We start from the raw sequence: 19,704 nt of genomic DNA on the forward strand, positions 1-19,704 counted from the left end.
GGTCGCGAGGGGTCGGGCATCCTTCGCGTGCGGTGCGCGGACAAGCCGCAGTCTGGAGTCTCGCGGCAACTTCTCTTCAGGCTTCCGGGACGTCACGGATGCAGTCTTCCCGTTGACGGGCAGAAAGCCCAAACGGAATGGAGCCCGCCCGGCTTCCGCACGGGCCGGGCACGGCCGGGGCACGGGGTCCGCCTCTATGGGGGGTGCGGTCCGTTGACGGGCCGAAAGCCGAAGCGGAATGGGCGCCCTGATCGCCGGGGCGGTGCCGGGTGCCTCGTGCGCCGCTTCGGGGGCCCTGGCCCCGCCCGTCACATGAGCGGGGTCAGGAAGCGCCGCAGCGCCTCCTCGTAACGGTCGGGGTCCGCGTTCCACATCGAGGCGTGCGGGGCTTGCTGGACTGTGTGAAGGGTCACCAGATCGGGGCGGCGGGCCGCGAGTTCCCGGGTGAGGGGCCAGGAGGCCAGGGTGTCGTCGGGGCCGTGGAAGATCAGGGTCGGCACGCTGAGGGCGGCCGGGTCGGCCGCCTCGCGCAGATGGTCGCCGTGCGGGCCGGTGCGGCCCTGCGCGGCCCGGACGGCGAGCGGCAGCAGCGCGCTGGGGGTGCCGTGCGCGAGGGCGAGGGCGCGCAGGGTGCCCTCCCAGTCGAGGACCGGCGAGTCCAGGACCACGCCCCGGACGCGCTCGCGCATCCCGGAGCTCGCGGCGGCGTGCAGCGCCATGGTGGCGCCGGTGGACCAGCCGTGCAGGATGACGCCTTCGGCGCCGGAGCGGACGGCGTAGCGGATCGCGGCGTCGAGGTCGCGCCACTCGGAGTCGCCGAGGTGGCCGAGGCCGTCCGGGGACCGGGGGGCGCCCTCGTCGCCCCGGTAGGCGAGGTCGAGCACCGGCAGCCGGTGGCGGTGCAGGAACCCCATGACGTTGAGCGGGTGCTCCCGGGTGGTCCCCAGGCCGTGCACGGTGATCACCCAGGTGTTCCGTACGCCCTTGACCAGCCAGGCGGGCAGCACGCCGAGCTCCGCGGGGATCTCGACGTCCTCGTGGTCGAGGCCGAGCGCCTCGGCCGGGGTGCCGTGGTGGAGCTGCGGGGTGAACCGGACCCGGTCACCCGGCTGCGGGCTCCCCCAGGTGACCCGCTCCAGGCGGCGCACCACGGTGTCCGCCGCGTGCGGCACGTCGACGACCTCGCCGACCACCGCGTGGACGCCGCGGCCCTCGATCCCGTACGTACCGGGGCGCAGCGAGGCCAGGCAGCGGGTCAGGGCGATCCGTCCGGGCGCCGTGGAGTGCACGGTGAGGTCGGGGTCGGTGGGCAGCGGGCGGCCTGGCGGCGCCTTGAGGGCCGCGTCGCTCGCGTACCGTCCGGCGGCCACCGCTGCCGCGCCGACGCCGATGAGTGTGGTGACGGCCGCTGCCGTCGCTGTAGCCGGGCGCACGGTTCCAGTGTCGGCAGTGCGCGGCGACACGGCCAGTGGGCGGGGCCACCGGGGTACGCCCCGGGCACCCGGGCGTCACCCCTGCCCGTATCCCCGGAACTGTTCGGCGGCCCGGTCGAGGTCGGCGGCGGAGAGCAGGGAGGGGGTGCGGCCGGGGACGGAGGAGGCGGCGAGCCAGAGGCGGCACATCCACTCCAGTTGGGCGGTGCGGTCGTATGCCTGGGAAAGAGTGGTTCCGTAGGTGATCGTCCCGTGGTTCTGGAGGAGACAGCCGGTGCGGCCGTCGAGGGCGCGGAGCATGTTCCGCGCCAGTTCCCCGGTCCCGTACAGCGCGTAGGGCGCGACCTGGACCGGACCACCGAGCGTGGCGGTCATGTAGTGGACCGGCGGGAGCTCGCCGACCAGGGTGGAGACGGCCGTGGCGTGCACGGCGTGGGTGTGGACGACGGCCCGGGCGCCGGTGTTCTCGTATACGGCCAGGTGCATGGGAAGCTCGCTGGTGGGCCGCAGTGTGCCCCTCACTTGGCGGCCGGTGAGGTCGACGGCGACGGTGTCGCCGGGGCCGAGGCGGTCGTAGGGGACGCCGGTGGGGGTGACGAGGACCAGGTCCCCGACGCGTACGGAGACATTGCCCGAGGTGCCCACGACCAGGCCTTCCTCGGCGGTGCGGCGCGCGGTGGCGGTCAGCTCGGCCCAGGCCGCGGCGATCGTTTCGGAGTCCTTCGGCTCTCCCATGGGGCGATCCTCGCAGGCTCCGCGACGGGGGCGGCGGAGTGAGCAGAATCTCTTCAATGGGGCCTATGGGCGATTAACGGGGTTTGTCAGGGCCTGGCCGCACCAGAAACCAGTCAGATACACCGTGACGCCCGACCCAGTTCACCTTCCGTTCATCCAGGTTACTTACGTTCGTCCAGCCACTGACGTCGAACGATTGCCTGGGTAAATGGAACACATCACGCTGCTGCTCGCCATTGTGGTCGTGACAGCTCTAGTGTTCGATTTCACGAACGGTTTCCATGACACCGCCAACGCGATGGCCACGACCATCTCGACCGGCGCCCTGAAGCCCAAAGCCGCGGTCGCCATGTCCGCGGCACTGAACCTGGTCGGCGCGTTCCTGTCGGTGGAGGTCGCCAAGACGATCTCCGGCGGGATCATCAACGAAAAGGGCATCAGAACCGAGGTCATCTTCGCGGCGCTCGTCGGCGCCATCCTCTGGAACCTGGTGACCTGGCTGCTCGGCCTGCCGTCCAGCTCGTCCCACGCCCTGTTCGGCGGTCTGATCGGCGCGGCCGTGATGTCGGCCGGCTGGTCCTCGGTGAACGGCTCGACCGTCGTCACCAAGGTGCTGCTCCCCGCCGTCGCCGCCCCCATCGTGGCGGGCGTCGCCTCGATGCTGGCCACGCGTCTGACGTACCGGATCAACCGGAACGTCGACCCGGCCGCCGAGAAGGCCACCGCCAAGGGCTACCGGGCCGGACAGATCGCCTCCGCCGGTCTCGTCTCGCTCGCCCACGGCACCAACGACGCGCAGAAGACCATGGGCATCATCACCCTCGCCCTGGTCGCCGGCGGTGTGCTGCACCCGGGCGCCAACCCCCCGCTGTGGGTCATCGTCTCGGCCGGCATGGCCATCGCCATGGGCACCTACCTCGGCGGCTGGCGCATCATCCGCACCATGGGCAAGGGCCTGACCGAGCTGGCGCCGCCGCAGGGCTTCGCCGCCCAGTCCGGTGCCGCGACCGTCATCCTGTCCTCCTCGCACCTCGGCTTCTCGCTCTCCACCACCCAGGTCTGCTCCGGCTCCGTCATGGGCGCCGGCCTCGGCCGCAAGGGCGGTGTGGTCCGCTGGTCCACCGCGACCCGGATGTTCATCGCCTGGGGTCTGACCCTGCCCGCCGCGGGTCTGGTCGGCGCCGGCGCCGAGTTCCTCACCGGCCAGGGCACCTGGGGCGTCGTCCTCGTGGCGATCCTGCTGGTCGCGGGCTCCGGCTTCATCTGGAAGCTGTCGCGCCGCCGCCTTCACCTTCTCGTACGCCGAGCACGGCGAACTGCTGGCCGCCGCAGGCGCGGACGTCGTCGTGTTCGACCCGCTCAGGGACGAGGCGCTGCCCGACGGCACCGCGGGGATCGTCATCGGTGGCGGGTTCCCCGAGGTCTACGCGGCGGAGCTCAGCGCCAACGAGCCGCTGCGCAAGGCCGTCGGGGAGCTCGCGCGGAGCGGCGCGTCCGTCGCCGCCGAGTGCGCCGGGCTGCTCTATCTGGCGCGCTCGCTCGACGGGCAGCCGATGTGCGGCGTCCTGGACGCCGACGCGCGGATGTCGGAACGGCTGACACTCGGGTACCGGGAAGCCGTCGCCGTGGGCGACAGTTGCCTGGCCGAGGCCGGAACACGGCTGCGCGGCCACGAGTTCCACCGGACCGTCCTCGACCCGGGGGCGGGGCCCGCGCCCGCGTGGGGGCTCGTGCAGCCGGAGCGCCGGGTCGAAGGATTCGTACAACAGGGCGTGCACGCGAGCTATCTGCATACGCACTGGGCCGCCCGGCCCACCATCGCCCGTCGGTTCGTTGAGAGGTGTGCCGGATGAGCAGGCTGGTCGGAGTCGGAGTCGGTCCCGGGGACCCGGAGCTGGTGACCGTGAAGGGCGTCAAGGCCCTTCAGGGCGCCGATGTGGTCGTCGTGCCCGTCATGGACACCGGAGAGCGCGGGCGCGCCGAGGCGACCGTGCTCCACTACGTGGACGGGGCCAAGGTCGTCCGGGTCGTCTTCGCGCTCAACGAGCGCACCGACCGGGGCCGGCGCGAGGCCGCCTGGGACGCGGCGGGCGAGACGGTCGCCGGGCTGCTGCGCGCCCATGAGCGCGTCGCCTTCGCGACCATCGGCGACCCCAATGTGTACTCGACGTTCACCTATCTCGCCCAGACCATCACCGAGCTGGTGCCGGGCACGGAGATCGCGACCGTCCCCGGGATCACCGCGATGCAGGACCTCGCCGCGCGTTCGGGCGCCGTGCTCACGGAGGGGACGGAGCCGCTCACGCTGGTCCCCGTCACCGCCGGGGCGACCGTGCTCAAGGACGCGCTGGAGGGGCCGGGCACGGTGGTGGCGTACAAGTTCGGGCGCCAGGCCGGTGAGGTGGCGGCGGCGCTGCGGGCGACCGGGCGGATCGACGACGCGGTGTGGGGCTCGGCGCTGGGCCTGGACGAGGAGTCCATCAGCCCGGCCGCCGAGCTCGACGGCAGCGCCCTGCCCTACCTCTCGACGCTCATCGCGCCCGCGCGGCGCGAGGGCGGACGCGGCGGCAAGCTGTGACCCCGCCGCCGGCCCTGCCCCCGGCCCCGCCGGGCTCACCCCGCGATGCCCACCACGAGCCAGATGAAGGCCACGCCCGCGACCGTGCACAGCAGGGTCGAGCGGGCCGGGTGGTCGTGGTGGGCCTCGGGCAGGATCTCGGCGGCGGCCAGATACAGCAGCACCCCGCCGAAGAAACCCAGATAGCTTCCGAGCAGCTCGGCCGGAAGGGTGAACAGCAGCGTCGAGGCGGCACCGACCATCGGGGCGAGCGCGTCCGCGACGAGCATGGCGACGGCCTTGCGCTTGTCGTTCCCGTACAGGCTGGTGATCGTGTAGGTGTTGAAGCCGTCGGCGAAGTCGTGGGTGATCACGGCGACCGCCACGGCCGCGCCCATACCGCCGCCCACCTGGAACGCGGCGCCGATCGCGATGCCGTCCATGAGGCTGTGCCCGACCATCGCCGCGGCGGCCGTCAGGCCCACCTGCGGCGCCCTCTCGTCCGCCCCGTGGGCCGCCCGGCGCACCGCCAGCAGGCGTTCCACCAGGTGGGCGAGGAGGAAGCCGCCGACGAACAGCAGCAGCGCGGCCGGTACGCCGAAGACGTCGTCGCCCGCCGCCTCCAGCGCCTCCGGCAGCAGGTCGAGCCCGACCACGCCGAGCATCAGCCCGCCCGCCAGCCCGAGCACCAGATGGCGCCGGTCGGTGACGCGCTGGGCCGTCCAGCCGCCGACCAGAGTCATCAGGAACGCGCCGAGCGCGACGATCACCACCATGCGCCCTTGCTAACCGACTGACCCACCCCCGCGCATTTCGCTTTACCGACTGTGTGACGTACGAGAGGACCCCTCCCATGGCCGATGCCCCCACCGGCAGGCTGACCGTCGTCGGCGCCGGCCCCGGCGCCGCCGATCTGCTGACGTTCCGCGCCGCCCGGGCGATCGCCGAGGCCGACGTGGTCATCTGGGCCGCGAGCCTGGTGCAGGCCGAGGTCCTGGACCACGCGCGCGAGGACGCCGAGATCCTGGACTCGGCGGCGATGTCCCTGGAGGACGTCGTCAGCGTGTACGAGCGGGCCGCCCGCGAGGGGCTGAAGGTCGCCCGTATCCACTCCGGCGACCCGGCCCTGTGGGGCGGCACCCAGGAGCAGCTGGACCGGGTGGAGGGGCTCGGCCTGGAGGTCGAGATCATCCCCGGTGTCTCGTCGTTCTCGGCGGTCGCCGCGATCGCCCAGCGCGAGCTGACCATCCCGGAGATAGCCCAGTCCGTCATCCTCACCCGCCTCGGCGGCGGCAAGACGCCGATGCCGCCCGGCGAGGAGGTGCGCGAGTTCGCCCGGCACGGCACGACGATGGCGGTGTTCCTGTCGGCCGCCCGCTCCGGCCAGCTGGTGGAGGAGCTCCTTGAGGGCGGCTACCCGACCTCGACCCCGGTCGTCGTGGCGTACCAGGCGACCTGGCCCGAGGAGCTGGTGCTGCGCTGCACGATCGAGACGCTGGAGGAGACGGTCAAGGAGCACAAGCTCTGGAAGCACACGCTCTTCCTGGTCGGCCCGGCCCTCGCGGCCTCCGGCACCCGCTCGCACCTCTACCACCCGGGCCACTTCCACGGCTTCCGCCGGGCCGACCCGGCGGCCCGGCGCGCGCTGAAGGCCGAGAACGCCGAGAAGACGGAGCGCTCCCCGTCATGATCACCGTCATCGGTACGGGGACGGGCGCGCCGCTGGCACCGGACGCCCTGGCGGCGCTGGCCGAGGCCACGCTGGTCACCGGCGCCGCCCGCCATCTCGCGGCGGCCGAGGTCCCGCCGGGGGCCAAGCAGGTGGTGCTCGGTCCGCTGGCGCCCGCCCTCGACGCCGTCGCCGAGCACCGCGAGCGGGGCGGCCGCGTCGTGGTGCTGGCCTCCGGCGATCCCGGGTTCTTCGGCATCGTGCGGGCGCTTGCCGAGCGCTTCGGGCCGCAGGAGCTGGACGTACGGCCGGGGACCGCCTCGGTGGCGGTCGCCTTCGCCCGCCTCGGCCTGCCCTGGGACGACGCGCTGGTGGTCAGCGCGCACGGGCGGGACCTGCGGACGGCCGCCAACGTGTGCCGGGCGCACCCCAAGACCGCCGTGCTGACCGGGCCCGGTGCCGGGCCCGCCGAGCTGGGCGCGGAGCTCGCCCGCCGGGCGCCCGAGCGGATGCTCGTCGTCGCCTCGGCCCTCGGCGACCCCGAGCGGGAGCGGCTGGTGCGGGTGACTCCGGCGGAGGCGGCGGCCCGGGAGTGGGACGCGGTCAGCGTGATCGTCTGCCTGGACGAGGAGAAGACGCTCTCGCCGGTGCGCACGGTCGCGGGCGGCCGGACCACACCCGACCGCTGGGCGCTGGACGAGAGCGAGTTCACCCACCGCGACTCGATGATCACCAAGGCCGAGGTACGGGCGCTCGCGCTGGCCAGGATCGGCCCCCGGCTCGGCGATCTCGTCTGGGACATAGGGGCCGGCTCGGGCTCGGTGGCCGTGGAGTGCGCCCGGTTCGGGGCGGCGGCGGTCGCGGTCGAGAAGACCGCCGAGGGCTGCGAGCACGTCCGGGCCAACGCGGCCGCGCACGGCGTGGACGTGCGGGTGGTGCACGGCGCGGCGCCCACGGTCCTGTCCGATCTAGCGGATCCGGACGCGGTGTTCATTGAACCCCAGCGCCCGCAGCTGCTCGCGGCCATCGTCCGTGATCTTGTCCGGGCCCCACGGCGGCATCCAGACCCAGTTGATCTTCAGCTCGTTGACGATGCCCTCGGTCGCCGACTTCGCCTGGTCCTCGATCACATCGGTCAGCGGGCAGGCCGCCGACGTCAGGGTCATGTCCAGGGTGGCGACGTTGGAGTCGTCGATGTGGATGCCGTAGATGAGGCCCAGGTTGACGACGTCGATACCCAGCTCGGGGTCGACGACGTCGTACAGCGCCTCGCGGACTTCTTCCTCCGAGGCCGGCTTCAACGTGGCCTCTGCGTTCTCGGTCATGCGCTCTTCCTCTCGGCTCCGGCGCCCAGCGCCTGGGCCGTCGCGTCCTTCCAGGCCATCCAGCTCAGCAGAGCACACTTCACGCGCGCGGGGTACTTGGAGACCCCGGCGAACGCGACCGCGTCCTCAAGGACCTCCTCCATCGCGTCGTCCGGCTCCAGCTTGCCCTTGGACTGCATCAGCTCCAGGAAGGTCTCCTGGATCCGCTGCGCCTCGTCCAGCTCCTTGCCGACCAGCAGGTCGTTGAGGACCGAGGCGCTGGCCTGGCTGATGGAGCAGCCCTGGCCCTCGTACGAGATGTCGGAGATCTGCGAGCCCTCGTACTTCACCCGGAGGGTGATCTCGTCCCCGCACGTCGGGTTCACGTGGTGCACCTCGGCGTCACCGTCCCGCAAGCCCCGCCCGTGAGGGTGCTTGTAGTGGTCCAGGATGACGTCCTGGTACATCGAATCCAGCTTCACGTCGCTACCCCTAGCCGAAGAAGTTCCGTACGTGCTCCAGACCGTCCACCAGGGCGTCGACCTCGGCAGGCGTGGAGTACAGGTAGAAAGACGCTCGCGTGGTCGCGGGAATTCCGTAGCGCAGGCAGACCGGGCGCGCGCAGTGGTGGCCGACCCGGACCGCGATGCCCTGCTCGTCGAGGACCTGGCCCACGTCGTGCGGGTGGATGTCGCCGAGCGTGAAGGAGATCGCGGCGCCCCGGTCCTCGGCCGTGGTCGGGCCGATGATCCGCAGGTCGGGGACTTCGAGCAGACGCTTGACCGCGTACTCGGTGATCGCGTGCTCATGCGCGGCGATCTTGTCCATGCCGATCGAGGAGAGGTAGTCCACGGCCGCGCCCAGGCCCACGGCCTGCGCGATCGGGGGCGTGCCCGCCTCGAACTTGTGCGGCGCCGGCGCGTACGTCGACGAGTGCATCGAGACCGTCTCGATCATCTCGCCGCCGCCGAGGAAGGGGGGAAGGTCCTCCAGCAGCTCCTGGCGGCCCCACAGGACGCCGATGCCGGTCGGGCCGCACATCTTGTGGCCGGTGAAGGCCACGAAGTCGGCCTGGAGGGCCTGGACGTCCAGCGGCATGTGCGGCGCGGCCTGCGAGGCGTCGATGCAGAGCAGCGCGCCGACCTCCTGGGCGCGGCGGACGATCGCCTCGACCGGGTTGACCGTGCCCAGCAGGTTGGAGACCAGCGTGAAGGAGACGATCTTCGTCTTCTCGGTGATGATCTCGTCGATGTTGGAGAGGTCGAGACGGCCGTCGTCGGTGAGGCCGAACCACTTCAGCTTCGCGCCGGTGCGCTGCGCGAGCAGCTGCCACGGCACGATGTTGGAGTGGTGCTCCATCTCCGTGATGACTATCTCGGTCTCGTGGTCCACCCGGTAGGGCTCGTCGGCCCAGCCCAGCATGTTGGCGACCAGGTTGAGCGACTCCGAGGCGTTCTTGGTGAAGATCACCTCGTCGCGGCTGGGCGCGTTGATGAACGCGGCGACCTTGTCGCGCGCACCCTCGTACAGCGCCGTGGCCTCCTCGGCCACCGTGTACACACCACGGTGGACGTTGGCGTTGTGCCGCTCGTAGTACTCGTTGAGGGCGTCGAGCACCTGGCGCGGCTTCTGCGAAGTCGCCGCGCTGTCGAGGTACACGATCTTCTTCCCGTCGTGGACCACACGGTCCAGCAAGGGGAAGTCCTTACGGATCGCCTCGGTGTCGAGGAGGCCCGGCAGCTGTGTCACTCGGATGCGCCACCCTTCGTGTAAGCCTCGTAGCCCTCGTTCTCCAGCTTGTCGGCGAGCTCGGCGCCGCCGGACTCGGCGATGCGGCCGTTCGCGAACACGTGCACGAAGTCGGGCTTGATGTAGCGCAGGATGCGCGTGTAGTGCGTGATCAGCAGCGTGCCGACCTCGCCGGACTCGCGGACGCGGTTGACGCCCTCGGAGACGACGCGGAGCGCGTCGACGTCCAGACCCGAGTCGGTCTCGTCGAGGATCGCGATCTTCGGCTTGAGGAGCTCCAGCTGGAGGATCTCGTGGCGCTTCTTCTCACCGCCGGAGAAGCCCTCGTTGACGTTGCGCTCGGCGAAGGCCGGGTCCATCTGGAGCTGCTCCATCGCGGACTTGACCTCCTTCACCCAGGTGCGCAGCTTGGGGGCCTCGCCGCGCACGGCGGTGGCGGAGGTGCGCAGGAAGTTGGAGACCGAGACGCCGGGGACCTCGACCGGGTACTGCATGGCGAGGAAGACGCCGGCGCGGGCGCGCTCGTCGACGGACATCTCCAGGACGTCCTCGCCGTCCAGGGTGACCGTACCGCCGGTGATCGTGTACTTGGGGTGACCCGCGAGCGAGTACGCGAGGGTGGACTTGCCGGAGCCGTTGGGGCCCATGATGGCGTGGGTCTCGCCCTGCTTCACGGTCAGGTCGACGCCCTTGAGGATCTCCCGGGGGCCGTTCTCGGCTTCCACGGAGACGTGCAGGTCGCGGATTTCAAGCGTTGCCATGGGGACTTAGTTCTCCTGGGATACGGAGACGAGCACATCGTCCCCTTCGATCTTTACGGGGTAAACGGGCACGGGTCGCGTCGCGGGAAGGCCGGACGGCTTGCCGGTGCGGAGGTCGAAGGTCGAGCCGTGCAGCCAGCACTCGATCTGGCAGTCCTCCACCTCGCCCTCCGACAGCGAGACGTTCGCGTGCGAGCAGATGTCGTGGATCGCGAACACCTCGCCCGCCGTGCGGACGACCGACACCGGCGTGCCGTCGAGTTCCACCCGCTTCGGGGTGTCCTCCTCCAGCTCGCTCAGTGCGCAGACGCGGACGAAGGCGGTCATCAGACGGACGCCTCCAGCTCCGCCTCGATCTTGGCGAGCAGGCGCTCCTCGACATCGGCGACGCCGACCTGCTGGACCAGCTCGGCGAAGAAGCCGCGGACCACCAGACGGCGGGCCTCGGCCGCGGGGATGCCGCGCGCCATCAGGTAGAACAGCTGCTCGTCGTCGAAGCGGCCGGTGGCCGAGGCGTGACCGGCGCCGGCGATCTCGCCGGTCTCGATCTCCAGGTTCGGCACGGAGTCGACGCGGGCGCCGTCCGTGAGGACCAGGTTGCGGTTCATCTCGTAGGTGTCGGTGCCCTCGGCGCTGGCCTGGATGAGGACGTCACCGATCCACACGGCGTGCGCGTCGTCGCCCTGCAGGGCGCCCTTGTACACGGCGTTGGACTTGCAGTGCGGCGTGTTGTGGTCGACGAAGAGCCGGTGCTCCTGGTGCTGGCCCTTGTCGGTGAAGTACAGGCCGAAGAGCTCGGCCTCGCCGCCGGTGCCCGCGTAGGAGACCCGCGGGTGCAGCCGGACCAGGTCGCCGCCGAAGGTGACGACGACGGACTTGAAGGAGGCGTCCCGGCCGACCAGCGTGTTGTGCTGGGCGACGTGGACGGCCTTGGCGTCCCAGTCCTGGACGGAGACGACGGTCAGCTTGGCGCCGTCACCGAGGACGAAGTCCACGTTGGCGGCGAGCACCGCGTCACCGGTGTGGTCGATGACCACGACGGCCTCGGCGAACGCGCCGAGCTCGACGACCTGGTGCGCGAAGACGGTGCCGCCCTCGCCGTGCACGGCGATGCGGATCGGCTCGCTGAGGACCGCCTCCTTGGGAACGGTCACGACCGAGGCCTTCTCGAACGCCGAGTAGGCCTGGGCGGCGATCCGGTCCACCGGCGTGCCGGCCCGGCCGAGCCGGGCGTCGTCGCGGCCGACGGTCTCGACGGTGACGCCCTCGGGGGCGTTCACCTCGACGCGCAGCCCGTCGCCGGTCGCGACGGCGGTGCCGTCGTGCAGCCCGCGCAGCCGCTCCAGCGGCGTGAACCGCCACTCCTCCTCGCGGCCGTGCGGCACCGGGAAGTCCGCCACGTCGAAGGACGGGGGCGCGCTCATGCGCGTGGCGACGGTCGACTCGGCGGCCACCGCGATCGAACCCGCGGTGGTGGAGCCCGCGGGAATGTTCTGAGCCTCAGCCATGGCTGTCGTAGTGCTCTCTTCCTAGATCAGTCTGCGTTCGCTGCTGCGGGGACGGTGGCCGTACTAGCCGACCGAGCCCTCCATCTGCAGCTCGATCAGCCGGTTGAGCTCCAGGGCGTACTCCATGGGCAGCTCCTTGGCGATCGGCTCGACGAAGCCGCGCACGATCATCGCCATCGCCTCGAACTCGGTCAGACCGCGGCTCATCAGGTAGAAGAGCTGGTCCTCGGAGACCTTGGAGACGGTCGCCTCGTGGCCCATGGACACGTCGTCCTCGCGGACGTCGACGTACGGGTAGGTGTCGGAGCGGGAGATCGTGTCGACGAGCAGCGCGTCGCACAGCACGTTCGACTTCGATCCGGCCGCGCCCTCGCCGATCTCGACCAGACCGCGGTACGAGGTGCGGCCGCCGCCACGCGCCACCGACTTGGAGACGATGTTGGAGGACGTGTTCGGCGCCATGTGGACCATCTTGGATCCGGCGTCCTGGTGCTGGCCCTCGCCCGCGAAGGCGATGGACAGGGTCTCGCCCTTGGCGTGCTCGCCCATCAGGTAGACGGCCGGGTACTTCATGGTGACCTTGGAACCGATGTTGCCGTCGATCCACTCCATGGTCGCGCCCTCGTACGCCACGGCGCGCTTGGTGACCAGGTTGTAGACGTTGTTCGACCAGTTCTGGATCGTCGTGTAGCGGCAGCGGCCGCCCTTCTTGACGATGATCTCCACGACGGCGCTGTGCAGCGAGTCCGAGGAGTAGATCGGGGCGGTGCAGCCCTCGACGTAGTGGACGTACGCGTCCTCGTCGACGATGATCAGCGTCCGCTCGAACTGGCCCATGTTCTCCGTGTTGATACGGAAGTAGGCCTGGAGCGGGATGTCGACGTGGACACCCTTCGGGACGTAGATGAACGATCCGCCCGACCACACCGCGGTGTTCAGCGACGCGAACTTGTTGTCGCCGACCGGGATGACGGTGCCGAAGTACTCCTGGAAGAGCTCCGGGTGCTCCTTCAGCGCGGTGTCGGTGTCGAGGAAGATGACGCCCTGCTCCTCCAGGTCCTCACGGATCTGGTGGTAGACGACCTCGGACTCGTACTGGGCCGCGACACCGGCGACGAGGCGCTGCTTCTCCGCCTCGGGGATGCCGAGCTTGTCGTACGTGTTCTTGATGTCCTCCGGCAGGTCCTCCCAGGAAGCGGCCTGCTTCTCGGTGGAGCGCACGAAGTACTTGATGTTGTCGAAGTCGATGCCCGAGAGGTCGGAGCCCCAGTTCGGCATGGGCTTCTTGCCGAAGAGCCGCAGGCCCTTGAGGCGCAGCTTCAGCATCCACTCGGGCTCGTTCTTCTTGCCCGAGATGTCGCGGACGACGTCCTCGGAGAGCCCGCGCTTGGCGGCGGCGCCCGCCGCGTCGGAGTCGGCCCAGCCGTACTCGTAGTTGCCCAGACCCTCGAGTTCGGGGTGGGCAGTCTCCGTGGGGAGAGTCATGCGGGGTTCCTCCCGGCCGTGCTTGTGGATGCTGATTCGGTGTCGTGCGGGGGCTGCGGTGCGCTGTGCGGGATGAACGTCGTGCACACCCCGTCGCCATGGGCGATGGTGGCCAGACGCTGCACATGGGTCCCGAGGAGGCGGGAGAAGAACTCCGTCTCCGCCTCGCACAGCTGTGGGAACTGCTCGGCGGCGTGGGCGACCGGGCAGTGGTGCTGGCAGAGCTGCTCGCCCCGTCCGGGGAGGGGCGCACTGCGCGCCGTAGCAGCGTACCCGTCGGCGGTCAAGGCCTTGGCCAGGGCCTCGGTGCGCTCCTCGGGGGGCGCTGCCTCGATCGCCTCGCGGTAGCCCTCGGCCTGGGCCTCGATCCGTGCCCGGGCGAAGGCGACGACGGCTTCCTCGCCTGCCGGGCCGCCGCCCGCGGACTTCTCGATCCAGCGGAGCGCGTCCACGGCCAGCTTGTCGTACGACTGGTCGAAGGCGTCCCGCCCGCAGTCCGTGAGGGCGAAGACCTTGGCGGGCCTGCCGCGGGTCCGTGCCCCGTACACCCGCTGTTCGCGGGGGGACACGACCTCGTCGGCCACCAGTGCGTCGAGGTGGCGGCGGACGGCGGCCTGGGTGAGGCCGAGGCGCTTCGCGAGGTCCGCGACGGTGGAGGGCCCATGGTCCAGGATGGAGCGCGCGACCCGGTTGCGGGTGGACCGCTCACCGGTCGCGAGTTCCTCCTGCGGAGCCTCGCCGACGTTTTTCACAACACCATTGTTGCGTAATTCCTCAGAGCCTGACAAGCCACGTCTCGATCATCGAGCGGTGCGGTGCATCACTTAGGCATACCTAAGCTGACCTGCGGAAACGATCTTTGATCGATCAAATGGGGCAGACCTGAAATAGACCCCGCCAACCCCCTTGACCTCGCCATATGGCCGGGACGCAGTCCTTTTCGGCTACCCCGGGGCGATCACTTTCGGCCGGGTCCGCAGAGGGGCTCGACCGGGCCCCCGATGGCCGGAAAACGAAGGTCGCGCACCCGCGCGTCCGTGCCCCCGTACGACCATCATGAGCAGCCCCTCCGCCACCGTCGGCTCAGCGGGCGGCGGCGGAGGCAGCGGGTACGGTCCGGCCGACACGGCCTTCCACACCGGCGTGCGCGCGGGCGACGGCTCGCTGACCATCACCTACGCCCCGGCCGCCACGGACATCGATGTGCGTGTCACGGCCCAGCCGCGTGTGGGCATCCTGGTGCCCTACCTCCGCTACACACTGACGGCCAACAACGCCGGACCGCACGCCGCCACCTCGGCCACGATCACCGCGTCGCTGCCCCGGGGTACGAGCGCGACCGGCCTGTCTGCCGGATGCACCACCAGTGCGGGGACCGTCACCTGTACCTACGAGGCCATCGCAAGCGGTGCCCGCGCGACCAAGTCCTTCGACATCCCCCTGCATCTGCTCTCACTGGGCCGCGTGTCGGTGACCGGCACACGTACCGCGTCAACTCCGATTGACCCCAACGCCAGCAACGACACCTCCACGGCCAACTGCACCGTGATCTCCATCCTCCTGGCCACCTGCTCCTGACATCGCAGAGGCTGCACCGGGTGGGCCCGAGCGAGCGCCGGGCCCACCCCAAAGGCAAACTCGGCGTTCCATGGCCGGGGCGGGAACGCCGAGCTGGGCTCAGCACTGACTCAACGAGCTCGCGGAGCCCTACATGGCACCCGCCTGAACGGGTTCCGAGGATTCCGGGTGAGCTGGATCGTCGGCCGGGGCGGCGGCCCGCAGCGCCGCCTCGACCCGGCGGTTGCTGGTCATGGTCGACGTGACGGCGGTCATGGTGAGAAGGAGGCCGGCGGCGGTGTAGAGCGGGGTGCGTACGTCGTAGGTGGTGGCCAGCCAGCCGCCGAGGAAGGCGCCGAACGGGGCGGCGCACATGCCGAGCATGCGGGAGGTGGAGGCGACCCGGCCCATCAGGTGGGCGGGGACGATGGCCTGCCGCAGGGAGGGGGCGAGCACCATCGTGGCGCCCATGCCCGCTCCGCAGACGGCGAGCGCGAGGCCGGCGACGTACGGGTTCGGGGCGGCGGCAAGGCCCAGGATGGCGAGTCCCTCGACCGCGGCCGTGCAGGTCAGCGCGGTGCCGGTGCCGAGGCGTCGGCCGAGGAAGGAGGCGATGCCCGCGCCGAGCAGACCACCGGTGGCCTCCGCGGTCAGGAGCAGGCCGAAGCCGAAGGTGCCGATGCCGAGGCGATCGTGCGCGAAGAGGGCCAGTACGGTCTCCAGGGCGACGAAGGCGATGTTCCCGACCGCCGGACGCAGCGCGAGCCCCAGCAGCAACCGGTCCCGGAAGACGTACGAGGCACCGGCCCGCGCCTGGCTCAGCAGCGACTCACGGACCTGGGGTACGGGCCGGGGCGTGACGGGCAGCGACCGTACGAGCGCTGCGGAGAGCGCGAACGACACCGCGTCGGCGAGCAGCGGAAGCGACCGCCCGAGCGCGAGCAGGGCACTGCCCGCGGGCGGCCCCGCGAAGCCGGACGCGGCGGTCTGGGCTCCGCGCAGGCGGGAGTTGGCGCGCTCCAGGAGCGCGGGGTCGCGGCCGAGCAGATCCGGCAGATAGGCCGTGGCGGCCGTGTCGAAGAAGAGTCCGCCGAGGCCGAGCAGGAAGGCGACGGCCGCGAGCAGCGGAATGCTCAGCACGTCGAGCACTGCCGCTGCCGCCGGTATCGCGAGCAGTACCGCACGTGCCGCGTCCGTGACCCACATCGTGCGCCGACGGTCCCAGCGGTCCACCAGCGCACCGCCCAGCACTCCGAAGAGCAGCCACGGCAGCGTTCCGGCGGCCGTGACGACGGCGAGCGCCATCGGATCCCGCGTCAACGTCAACGCGAGCAGAGGCAGCGCGGCATGCGACACGCCGTCACCGAGCGAGGACACCGTCTGCGCGGTCCACAGCCGTCCGAACCCGGTCGGCATCTTTCTGACGTCCGAAGTCACTTGGCGTCTCCTTCGGTGTGCGCGCGCTGTGCCGGGTGGAAGAGTGCGAAAACGAGTGACGTGTCCGGCAGCGACGGGTCGGACAGCTCCCGGTACTCGTCCGCCAGGGCCTGCAGCCGCTCCCCCAGCTCCGCGAACTGCTCATCGGTGAGCCGCAGATGCGCCATCCGTACGTGCCGCTCGCCATCCGCCGGCGACGCCTCCAGGTCCGCCACCGCATGCCGCATCAGCACATCCGGCCCTCCCTCGCCCGGATCCGGCAGCTGGATCGACCGCGCGGCCATGGCGTAGTACCGCTCGGTGACTCCCCGGACCTTCCGCGTCCGTACCACCTTCACCAGGCCGGCTCGCTCCAGCAGCCGTACGTGGTAGCTGGAACTCCCCTTCGCGAGGCCCACTCGCTCGGCGATCTGCGTGATCGTCGCGGGCTCGAAGCGGAGCACGGCCATGATCCGGTGGCGCGTGAGGTTGGAGACGGCGCGTAGCTGCTCGTCAGTGGTGACGTGGAACGTCTCGGGAAGATCATCGGTTGGCATGTCCACAATGGTCAATGATTCTTGACCATTGTGCAAGGGGGTTTCGGAGTCGGCTTGCGTCGGCTTGCCATGACGACCCTTCAGGAGCCGGCGGGCGACGCGGACGTACTCGTCGCTGAAGCCGTTCTCCAGGAGCGAGGCCGCCGCAAGTCCCCCTGGTGGGTCCGCCATCGGCAGCACGGCCCCGTGGCTTCAGCCTTGGCGAGCTGCGAGTATGAGCACGTTCGACTCGGTCCTCGTACCTTGGAGATTTGATGCGTGCAGGCGTTGTGGTCGCCGCTCACCCCGGTGTGGAGGATCTCGCGGTGCGGGCCGAGGAGTTGGGCTTCGGCAGCTTCTGGGTCAACGACACCCCGATGGTCCACGGTGACCCCTTCGTCGCCCTGAGCCTCTGCGCGAAGGCCACCCGGCGCATCAAGCTCGGTATCGGCGTGACCTCACCGGCGCTGCGTTCGGCCCCGGCCGCGGCAAGCGGATTCGCCAGCCTCAACTCCCTGGCACCGGGCCGGATCATCTGCGGGGTCGGTACCGGAAACACCGCCCGGCGCACCCTGGGCATGCCGCCGACCACGGCGGCCGCGCTGGAGCGTTTCACCGCGGCCCTGCAGGATCTGTGTGCCGGGCGCCCGACCGCGTACCGCGAAGGAGACCAGGTCCGCGACATCCGGTTCCTGCACACCGGGGCGCACGTGAACACCACCGATCCGATCGAGTTCGTCGTGGCCGCGCTCGGGCCCAAGGCCGCCGCCGTCGCCGGCCGCCGCGGTGCGGGCCTCATCTCCTTCGGCCTGCTCGACCCCACCGCCTGGCAGGCGCTGCACGACGCCAGCCGCCAAGCCATCCACGGCACGTCCCGTGCCCCCGGCTCCCATGGGAACTCCTACGTGGTCACCGCGCTCCACCTGCTGCACGAGAACGAGGACCCCCACAGCGACGCGGCCCGGGACGCGACAGGTCACCTCGTCCTGTCGCTGCTGGACTTCGCCGCCGACACACCCGAGGTCGCGGAGCAACTCGGCCCCGACGAACGCGCGGCGGTGCGTGAGCTCCTGGACCGGCGTGGCACCACCGCCACCGCGCCGGACCGGTACACCAAGCTCTACCCCAACTACCTCGGACGCATCGCCCCGCAGGACCGGGACCTGATCCTGCCCTCACTGATGAACACCCTGGCCCTCGTCGGCACCCGCGACGACCTCCTCACCCGTATCACCGCCCTGGAACAGGCCGGTATCGACGAACTCCTCATCCAACCGGTGGTCGACCCGCCCACCGAGATGGCCCAACTCGCCGAACTCCTGGCCTGAACCCTCCGCGCGTCCGCACCACGCGGGCCTGCTCGCCCGGCACCGGCAGAGCGCGGATGCACGGCCGCGATGCAGATGGCGGACCCACCAGAAACGCCGCCGCACTCACCTGCTGGAAGAACCTCGACGCGTGACGCTCGTACGCAGGAAGGTCTCAAGCTGTTCGGCGAAGCCCGGTGCTGCGGCGACGAAGTGCCCGGCGCCCGGATGCACGCTGCGCTGGGCACCGAGCGCCTCCGCGAGCGCATCGCAGATCCGCTCAAGCGCGGCCACGTGGTCTCCGGACGCGACGAGCACCGGGACGCCCGCGTCCCGGATCGCGTCGAGCCGCGGGCGCGCCTCGCTGGTCGGCCGGGCACCGTGCGCCCGCCGAACACCGGCGACCACCGCCTCGGGGAGCGGGCCGTCGCCGATGGGTGCGCCCGCGACGCGGAGGAACTCCCGCAGCTCGGCCGGGTCCGCATCCATCCCGTGGGTGAGGACCGCATCGCCGATGCGCTCAAGCCGCGCCGCCTCAGAATCGCCAGGGACAAGGTAGTTGAGCGGCGGCTCGATCAACGTGAGCGAGCGCACGCTGTGCGGCGCGGCAGCGGCCGCGATCAACGTCCCCAGTACGCCGTAGGAGTGGGCGACCACGTGCGGGCGGCCGACGAGCAGCGGCGCCAGGTCCAGGGCATCAACCTCGAAGTCCTGACGCTCCTTTGGCGGTGGACTCGGCGGATAGCCACGGCGATGGACGTATGCCAGCGTCCACCGGTCGGACAGCGCAGCAAGAGCACCCCACGTCGTCCGCGGGCCGGCACCACCATGTACCAGCAGGACCTCCGGCCCAGAGCCATCACGCACCACTACGATTTCGCCCACGCAGGCGAGCATAGCCGCCAAGTACCCCCAGTGAGGGAAACACCTCCGCTACCGCGTCCTCATGAATGTAGGCCACGCGAATTCGCGTGGCCTACATTCATGAGCCGGGCAGGAGTGAATTTATCCCGACGGGCAATTTGATTCCACGCCGAAAGGAGATTGAATCCACGGAGGACGCCAGTCGGCGTGGATCCCTCGGGGTGCCACCCTCTCGCCCGTTAGAGAATTTCGATGTCCTTGACCCGCGGGGGACGGTTCGGGAACGTGATGTCCGTCCACCGGTTGATACGGACCGAGTCGCCGTTTACATCGTAGTAGATGAGATCGTTGTTGCCCGTCGAGATGCGGTCCACCCACCAGCTGCCGAAGGACTTCCGGCCCTTGTTGGCGTAGCAGTCCACGCTGGAGCGGTTGTCCAGGTGCGACCAGATCTTCAGGAAGTTCTCGCCGCCGCGGCACTCGACGTGGTCGATGGCGAACGCGTTACCCGTGGGCATGGCCACCGTCACCGCCGTGGTGGCCGCCAACGCCACGACCACGGAACGTGCCACCCTCATCGTCTTTGAGATCACCAGTTCTCCTTCATTCGATGTACGAACAGGGGGAAACCACGTCACGGTTGCACAAATAAAGGCTCGCGAAAAACATACGCCTACCTACGCGCAACCCCTCCGCAATTTCGTCTCTCTGGCTTTCCTCATCAATATCACTCAAGGAAGCTGCACACGGCAATCATTCACGTCCCTCAGGGCCGGAATGCTCCCCTGAATGTCTAGATCGAGACTATGCGGGTTGTCATGTT

At 70.4% G+C, this 19,704-nt stretch carries 19 protein-coding genes and 3 pseudogenes; 7 read left to right on the forward strand and 15 right to left on the reverse strand.

Annotated features, from left to right (window positions below; all coding sequences use genetic code 11):
* Positions 1–308 precede the first annotated feature (308 nt).
* Both A8W25_RS07030 and A8W25_RS07035 read right to left on the reverse strand, forming a co-directional pair.
* The gene (locus tag A8W25_RS07030) at positions 309–1,433 is read right to left on the reverse strand and encodes an alpha/beta hydrolase (protein WP_067157654.1); all 1,125 of its coding nucleotides are present in this window, start codon (positions 1,431–1,433) and stop codon (positions 309–311) included.
* 75 nt (positions 1,434–1,508) lie between these two features.
* Entirely contained in the window at positions 1,509–2,168 is a 660-nt protein-coding gene (locus tag A8W25_RS07035; protein ID WP_067157656.1) for a class II aldolase/adducin family protein, read from the reverse strand.
* Positions 2,169–2,466: 298 nt separating this feature from the next.
* On the opposite strand from A8W25_RS07035, the pseudogene A8W25_RS32030 reads away from it, so the two are divergent.
* From A8W25_RS32030 to cobI, 3 genes and pseudogenes are all read left to right on the forward strand, one after another.
* Positions 2,467–3,288, forward strand: a pseudogene (locus A8W25_RS32030) (inorganic phosphate transporter); the annotation flags it as partial.
* Positions 3,224–4,021: pseudogene (locus A8W25_RS07055) on the forward strand (cobyrinic acid a,c-diamide synthase); the annotation flags it as partial. The pseudogenes A8W25_RS32030 and A8W25_RS07055, both read left to right, overlap by 65 nt.
* Positions 4,018–4,746: a precorrin-2 C(20)-methyltransferase gene (gene cobI / locus A8W25_RS07060; RefSeq protein WP_067157666.1), complete on the forward strand. Its 729-nt coding sequence runs from the start codon at positions 4,018–4,020 to the stop codon at positions 4,744–4,746. The pseudogene A8W25_RS07055 and the gene cobI, both read left to right, overlap by 4 nt.
* A gap of 35 nt (positions 4,747–4,781) precedes the next feature.
* Here the strand turns inward: cobI and A8W25_RS07065 are convergent, their stop codons facing one another.
* Positions 4,782–5,501: a ZIP family metal transporter gene (locus A8W25_RS07065; RefSeq protein ID WP_067157669.1), complete on the reverse strand. Its 720-nt coding sequence runs from the start codon at positions 5,499–5,501 to the stop codon at positions 4,782–4,784.
* A 77-nt stretch (positions 5,502–5,578) separates the two neighbouring features.
* On the opposite strand from A8W25_RS07065, the gene cobM reads away from it, so the two are divergent.
* Positions 5,579–6,415: a precorrin-4 C(11)-methyltransferase gene (gene cobM / locus A8W25_RS07070; RefSeq protein ID WP_067157673.1), complete on the forward strand. Its 837-nt coding sequence runs from the start codon at positions 5,579–5,581 to the stop codon at positions 6,413–6,415.
* Positions 6,412–7,449, forward strand: a pseudogene (gene cbiE, locus A8W25_RS32035) (precorrin-6y C5,15-methyltransferase (decarboxylating) subunit CbiE); the annotation flags it as partial. The gene cobM and the pseudogene cbiE, both read left to right, overlap by 4 nt.
* On the opposite strand, the gene A8W25_RS07075 reads toward cbiE, so the two are convergent.
* The 8 genes from A8W25_RS07075 to A8W25_RS07110 all read right to left on the reverse strand — a co-directional run bounded on the left by A8W25_RS07075 (position 7,363) and on the right by A8W25_RS07110 (position 13,953).
* On the reverse strand, positions 7,363–7,719 hold the full coding sequence (locus A8W25_RS07075; RefSeq protein ID WP_067157676.1) for a metal-sulfur cluster assembly factor: 357 nt from the start codon (positions 7,717–7,719) through the stop codon (positions 7,363–7,365). The pseudogene cbiE and the gene A8W25_RS07075 overlap by 87 nt on opposite strands.
* Positions 7,716–8,180, reverse strand: coding sequence for a Fe-S cluster assembly sulfur transfer protein SufU (sufU, locus tag A8W25_RS07080; RefSeq protein ID WP_067157679.1), 465 nt, complete (start codon positions 8,178–8,180; stop codon positions 7,716–7,718). Before sufU ends, A8W25_RS07075 begins: the two co-directional genes overlap by 4 nt.
* Positions 8,181–8,190: 10 nt before the next feature.
* Complete coding sequence (locus A8W25_RS07085; RefSeq protein ID WP_067157682.1) at positions 8,191–9,447, reverse strand: cysteine desulfurase; 1,257 nt, start codon at positions 9,445–9,447, stop codon at positions 8,191–8,193.
* Positions 9,444–10,208, reverse strand: coding sequence for a Fe-S cluster assembly ATPase SufC (sufC, locus tag A8W25_RS07090; RefSeq protein WP_067157685.1), 765 nt, complete (start codon positions 10,206–10,208; stop codon positions 9,444–9,446). Before sufC ends, A8W25_RS07085 begins: the two co-directional genes overlap by 4 nt.
* Before the next feature lie 6 nt (positions 10,209–10,214).
* A complete protein-coding gene (locus A8W25_RS07095) occupies positions 10,215–10,535 on the reverse strand; it encodes a non-heme iron oxygenase ferredoxin subunit (RefSeq protein ID WP_067157688.1) in 321 nt (106 codons plus the stop codon).
* Positions 10,535–11,716, reverse strand: a complete 1,182-nt coding sequence (gene sufD, locus A8W25_RS07100) for a Fe-S cluster assembly protein SufD (protein ID WP_067157690.1) — start codon at positions 11,714–11,716, stop codon at positions 10,535–10,537. Before sufD ends, A8W25_RS07095 begins: the two co-directional genes overlap by 1 nt.
* A gap of 63 nt (positions 11,717–11,779) precedes the next feature.
* Positions 11,780–13,201 (reverse strand): Fe-S cluster assembly protein SufB, encoded by a 1,422-nt coding sequence (gene sufB / locus A8W25_RS07105; protein ID WP_067157694.1) that lies wholly within the window; start codon positions 13,199–13,201, stop codon positions 11,780–11,782.
* Complete coding sequence (locus A8W25_RS07110) at positions 13,198–13,953, reverse strand: helix-turn-helix transcriptional regulator (protein WP_067157697.1); 756 nt, start codon at positions 13,951–13,953, stop codon at positions 13,198–13,200. The genes sufB and A8W25_RS07110 overlap by 4 nt, the downstream gene beginning before the upstream one ends.
* A gap of 304 nt (positions 13,954–14,257) precedes the next feature.
* Here A8W25_RS07110 and A8W25_RS07115 point away from each other — a divergent pair, with 304 nt between their 5' ends.
* Positions 14,258–14,779, forward strand: a complete 522-nt coding sequence (locus tag A8W25_RS07115; RefSeq protein WP_067157700.1) for a DUF11 domain-containing protein — start codon at positions 14,258–14,260, stop codon at positions 14,777–14,779.
* Positions 14,780–14,908: 129 nt separating this feature from the next.
* Here the strand turns inward: A8W25_RS07115 and A8W25_RS07120 are convergent, their stop codons facing one another.
* Together A8W25_RS07120 and A8W25_RS07125 are read right to left on the reverse strand one after the other, a co-directional pair.
* Positions 14,909–16,174: an MFS transporter gene (locus A8W25_RS07120; protein ID WP_199831736.1), complete on the reverse strand. Its 1,266-nt coding sequence runs from the start codon at positions 16,172–16,174 to the stop codon at positions 14,909–14,911.
* A 17-nt stretch (positions 16,175–16,191) separates the two neighbouring features.
* Entirely contained in the window at positions 16,192–16,731 is a 540-nt protein-coding gene (locus tag A8W25_RS07125) for an ArsR/SmtB family transcription factor (RefSeq protein WP_067160739.1), read from the reverse strand.
* A gap of 254 nt (positions 16,732–16,985) precedes the next feature.
* On the opposite strand from A8W25_RS07125, the gene A8W25_RS07130 reads away from it, so the two are divergent.
* On the forward strand, positions 16,986–18,038 hold the full coding sequence (locus A8W25_RS07130; protein ID WP_067157707.1) for an LLM class flavin-dependent oxidoreductase: 1,053 nt from the start codon (positions 16,986–16,988) through the stop codon (positions 18,036–18,038).
* A 105-nt stretch (positions 18,039–18,143) separates the two neighbouring features.
* Here A8W25_RS07130 and A8W25_RS07135 read toward each other — a convergent pair whose 3' ends face one another.
* Positions 18,144–18,902, reverse strand: coding sequence for an alpha/beta fold hydrolase (locus A8W25_RS07135; protein WP_199831693.1), 759 nt, complete (start codon positions 18,900–18,902; stop codon positions 18,144–18,146).
* A 218-nt stretch (positions 18,903–19,120) separates the two neighbouring features.
* On the reverse strand, positions 19,121–19,459 hold the full coding sequence (locus A8W25_RS07140; protein ID WP_420708452.1) for a beta/gamma crystallin domain-containing protein: 339 nt from the start codon (positions 19,457–19,459) through the stop codon (positions 19,121–19,123).
* Positions 19,460–19,704 lie beyond the last annotated feature (245 nt).

This window comes from Streptomyces sp. ERV7, assembly GCF_001653515.1.
In the GTDB taxonomy this organism is placed as follows: domain Bacteria; phylum Actinomycetota; class Actinomycetes; order Streptomycetales; family Streptomycetaceae; genus Streptomyces.

What these genes read in the sequence shown, in the direction of transcription:
- cobI (WP_067157666.1), top strand. Translation starts at nt 4,018, where the DNA reads ATGAGCAGGCTGGTCGGAGTCGGAGTCGGTCCCGGGGACCCGGAGCTG.
- A8W25_RS07140 (WP_420708452.1), bottom strand. Translation starts at nt 19,459, where the DNA reads ATGAGGGTGGCACGTTCCGTGGTCGTGGCGTTGGCGGCCACCACGGCG.
- A8W25_RS07035 (WP_067157656.1), bottom strand. Translation starts at nt 2,168, where the DNA reads ATGGGAGAGCCGAAGGACTCCGAAACGATCGCCGCGGCCTGGGCCGAG.
- cobM (WP_067157673.1), top strand. Translation starts at nt 5,579, where the DNA reads ATGGCCGATGCCCCCACCGGCAGGCTGACCGTCGTCGGCGCCGGCCCC.
- A8W25_RS07130 (WP_067157707.1), top strand. Translation starts at nt 16,986, where the DNA reads ATGCGTGCAGGCGTTGTGGTCGCCGCTCACCCCGGTGTGGAGGATCTC.
- sufD (WP_067157690.1), bottom strand. Translation starts at nt 11,716, where the DNA reads ATGGCTGAGGCTCAGAACATTCCCGCGGGCTCCACCACCGCGGGTTCG.
- sufB (WP_067157694.1), bottom strand. Translation starts at nt 13,201, where the DNA reads ATGACTCTCCCCACGGAGACTGCCCACCCCGAACTCGAGGGTCTGGGC.
- A8W25_RS07115 (WP_067157700.1), top strand. Translation starts at nt 14,258, where the DNA reads ATGAGCAGCCCCTCCGCCACCGTCGGCTCAGCGGGCGGCGGCGGAGGC.
- A8W25_RS07125 (WP_067160739.1), bottom strand. Translation starts at nt 16,731, where the DNA reads ATGCCAACCGATGATCTTCCCGAGACGTTCCACGTCACCACTGACGAG.
- sufC (WP_067157685.1), bottom strand. Translation starts at nt 10,208, where the DNA reads ATGGCAACGCTTGAAATCCGCGACCTGCACGTCTCCGTGGAAGCCGAG.
- A8W25_RS07095 (WP_067157688.1), bottom strand. Translation starts at nt 10,535, where the DNA reads ATGACCGCCTTCGTCCGCGTCTGCGCACTGAGCGAGCTGGAGGAGGAC.
- A8W25_RS07065 (WP_067157669.1), bottom strand. Translation starts at nt 5,501, where the DNA reads ATGGTGGTGATCGTCGCGCTCGGCGCGTTCCTGATGACTCTGGTCGGC.
- A8W25_RS07075 (WP_067157676.1), bottom strand. Translation starts at nt 7,719, where the DNA reads ATGACCGAGAACGCAGAGGCCACGTTGAAGCCGGCCTCGGAGGAAGAA.
- A8W25_RS07120 (WP_199831736.1), bottom strand. Translation starts at nt 16,174, where the DNA reads ATGCCGACCGGGTTCGGACGGCTGTGGACCGCGCAGACGGTGTCCTCG.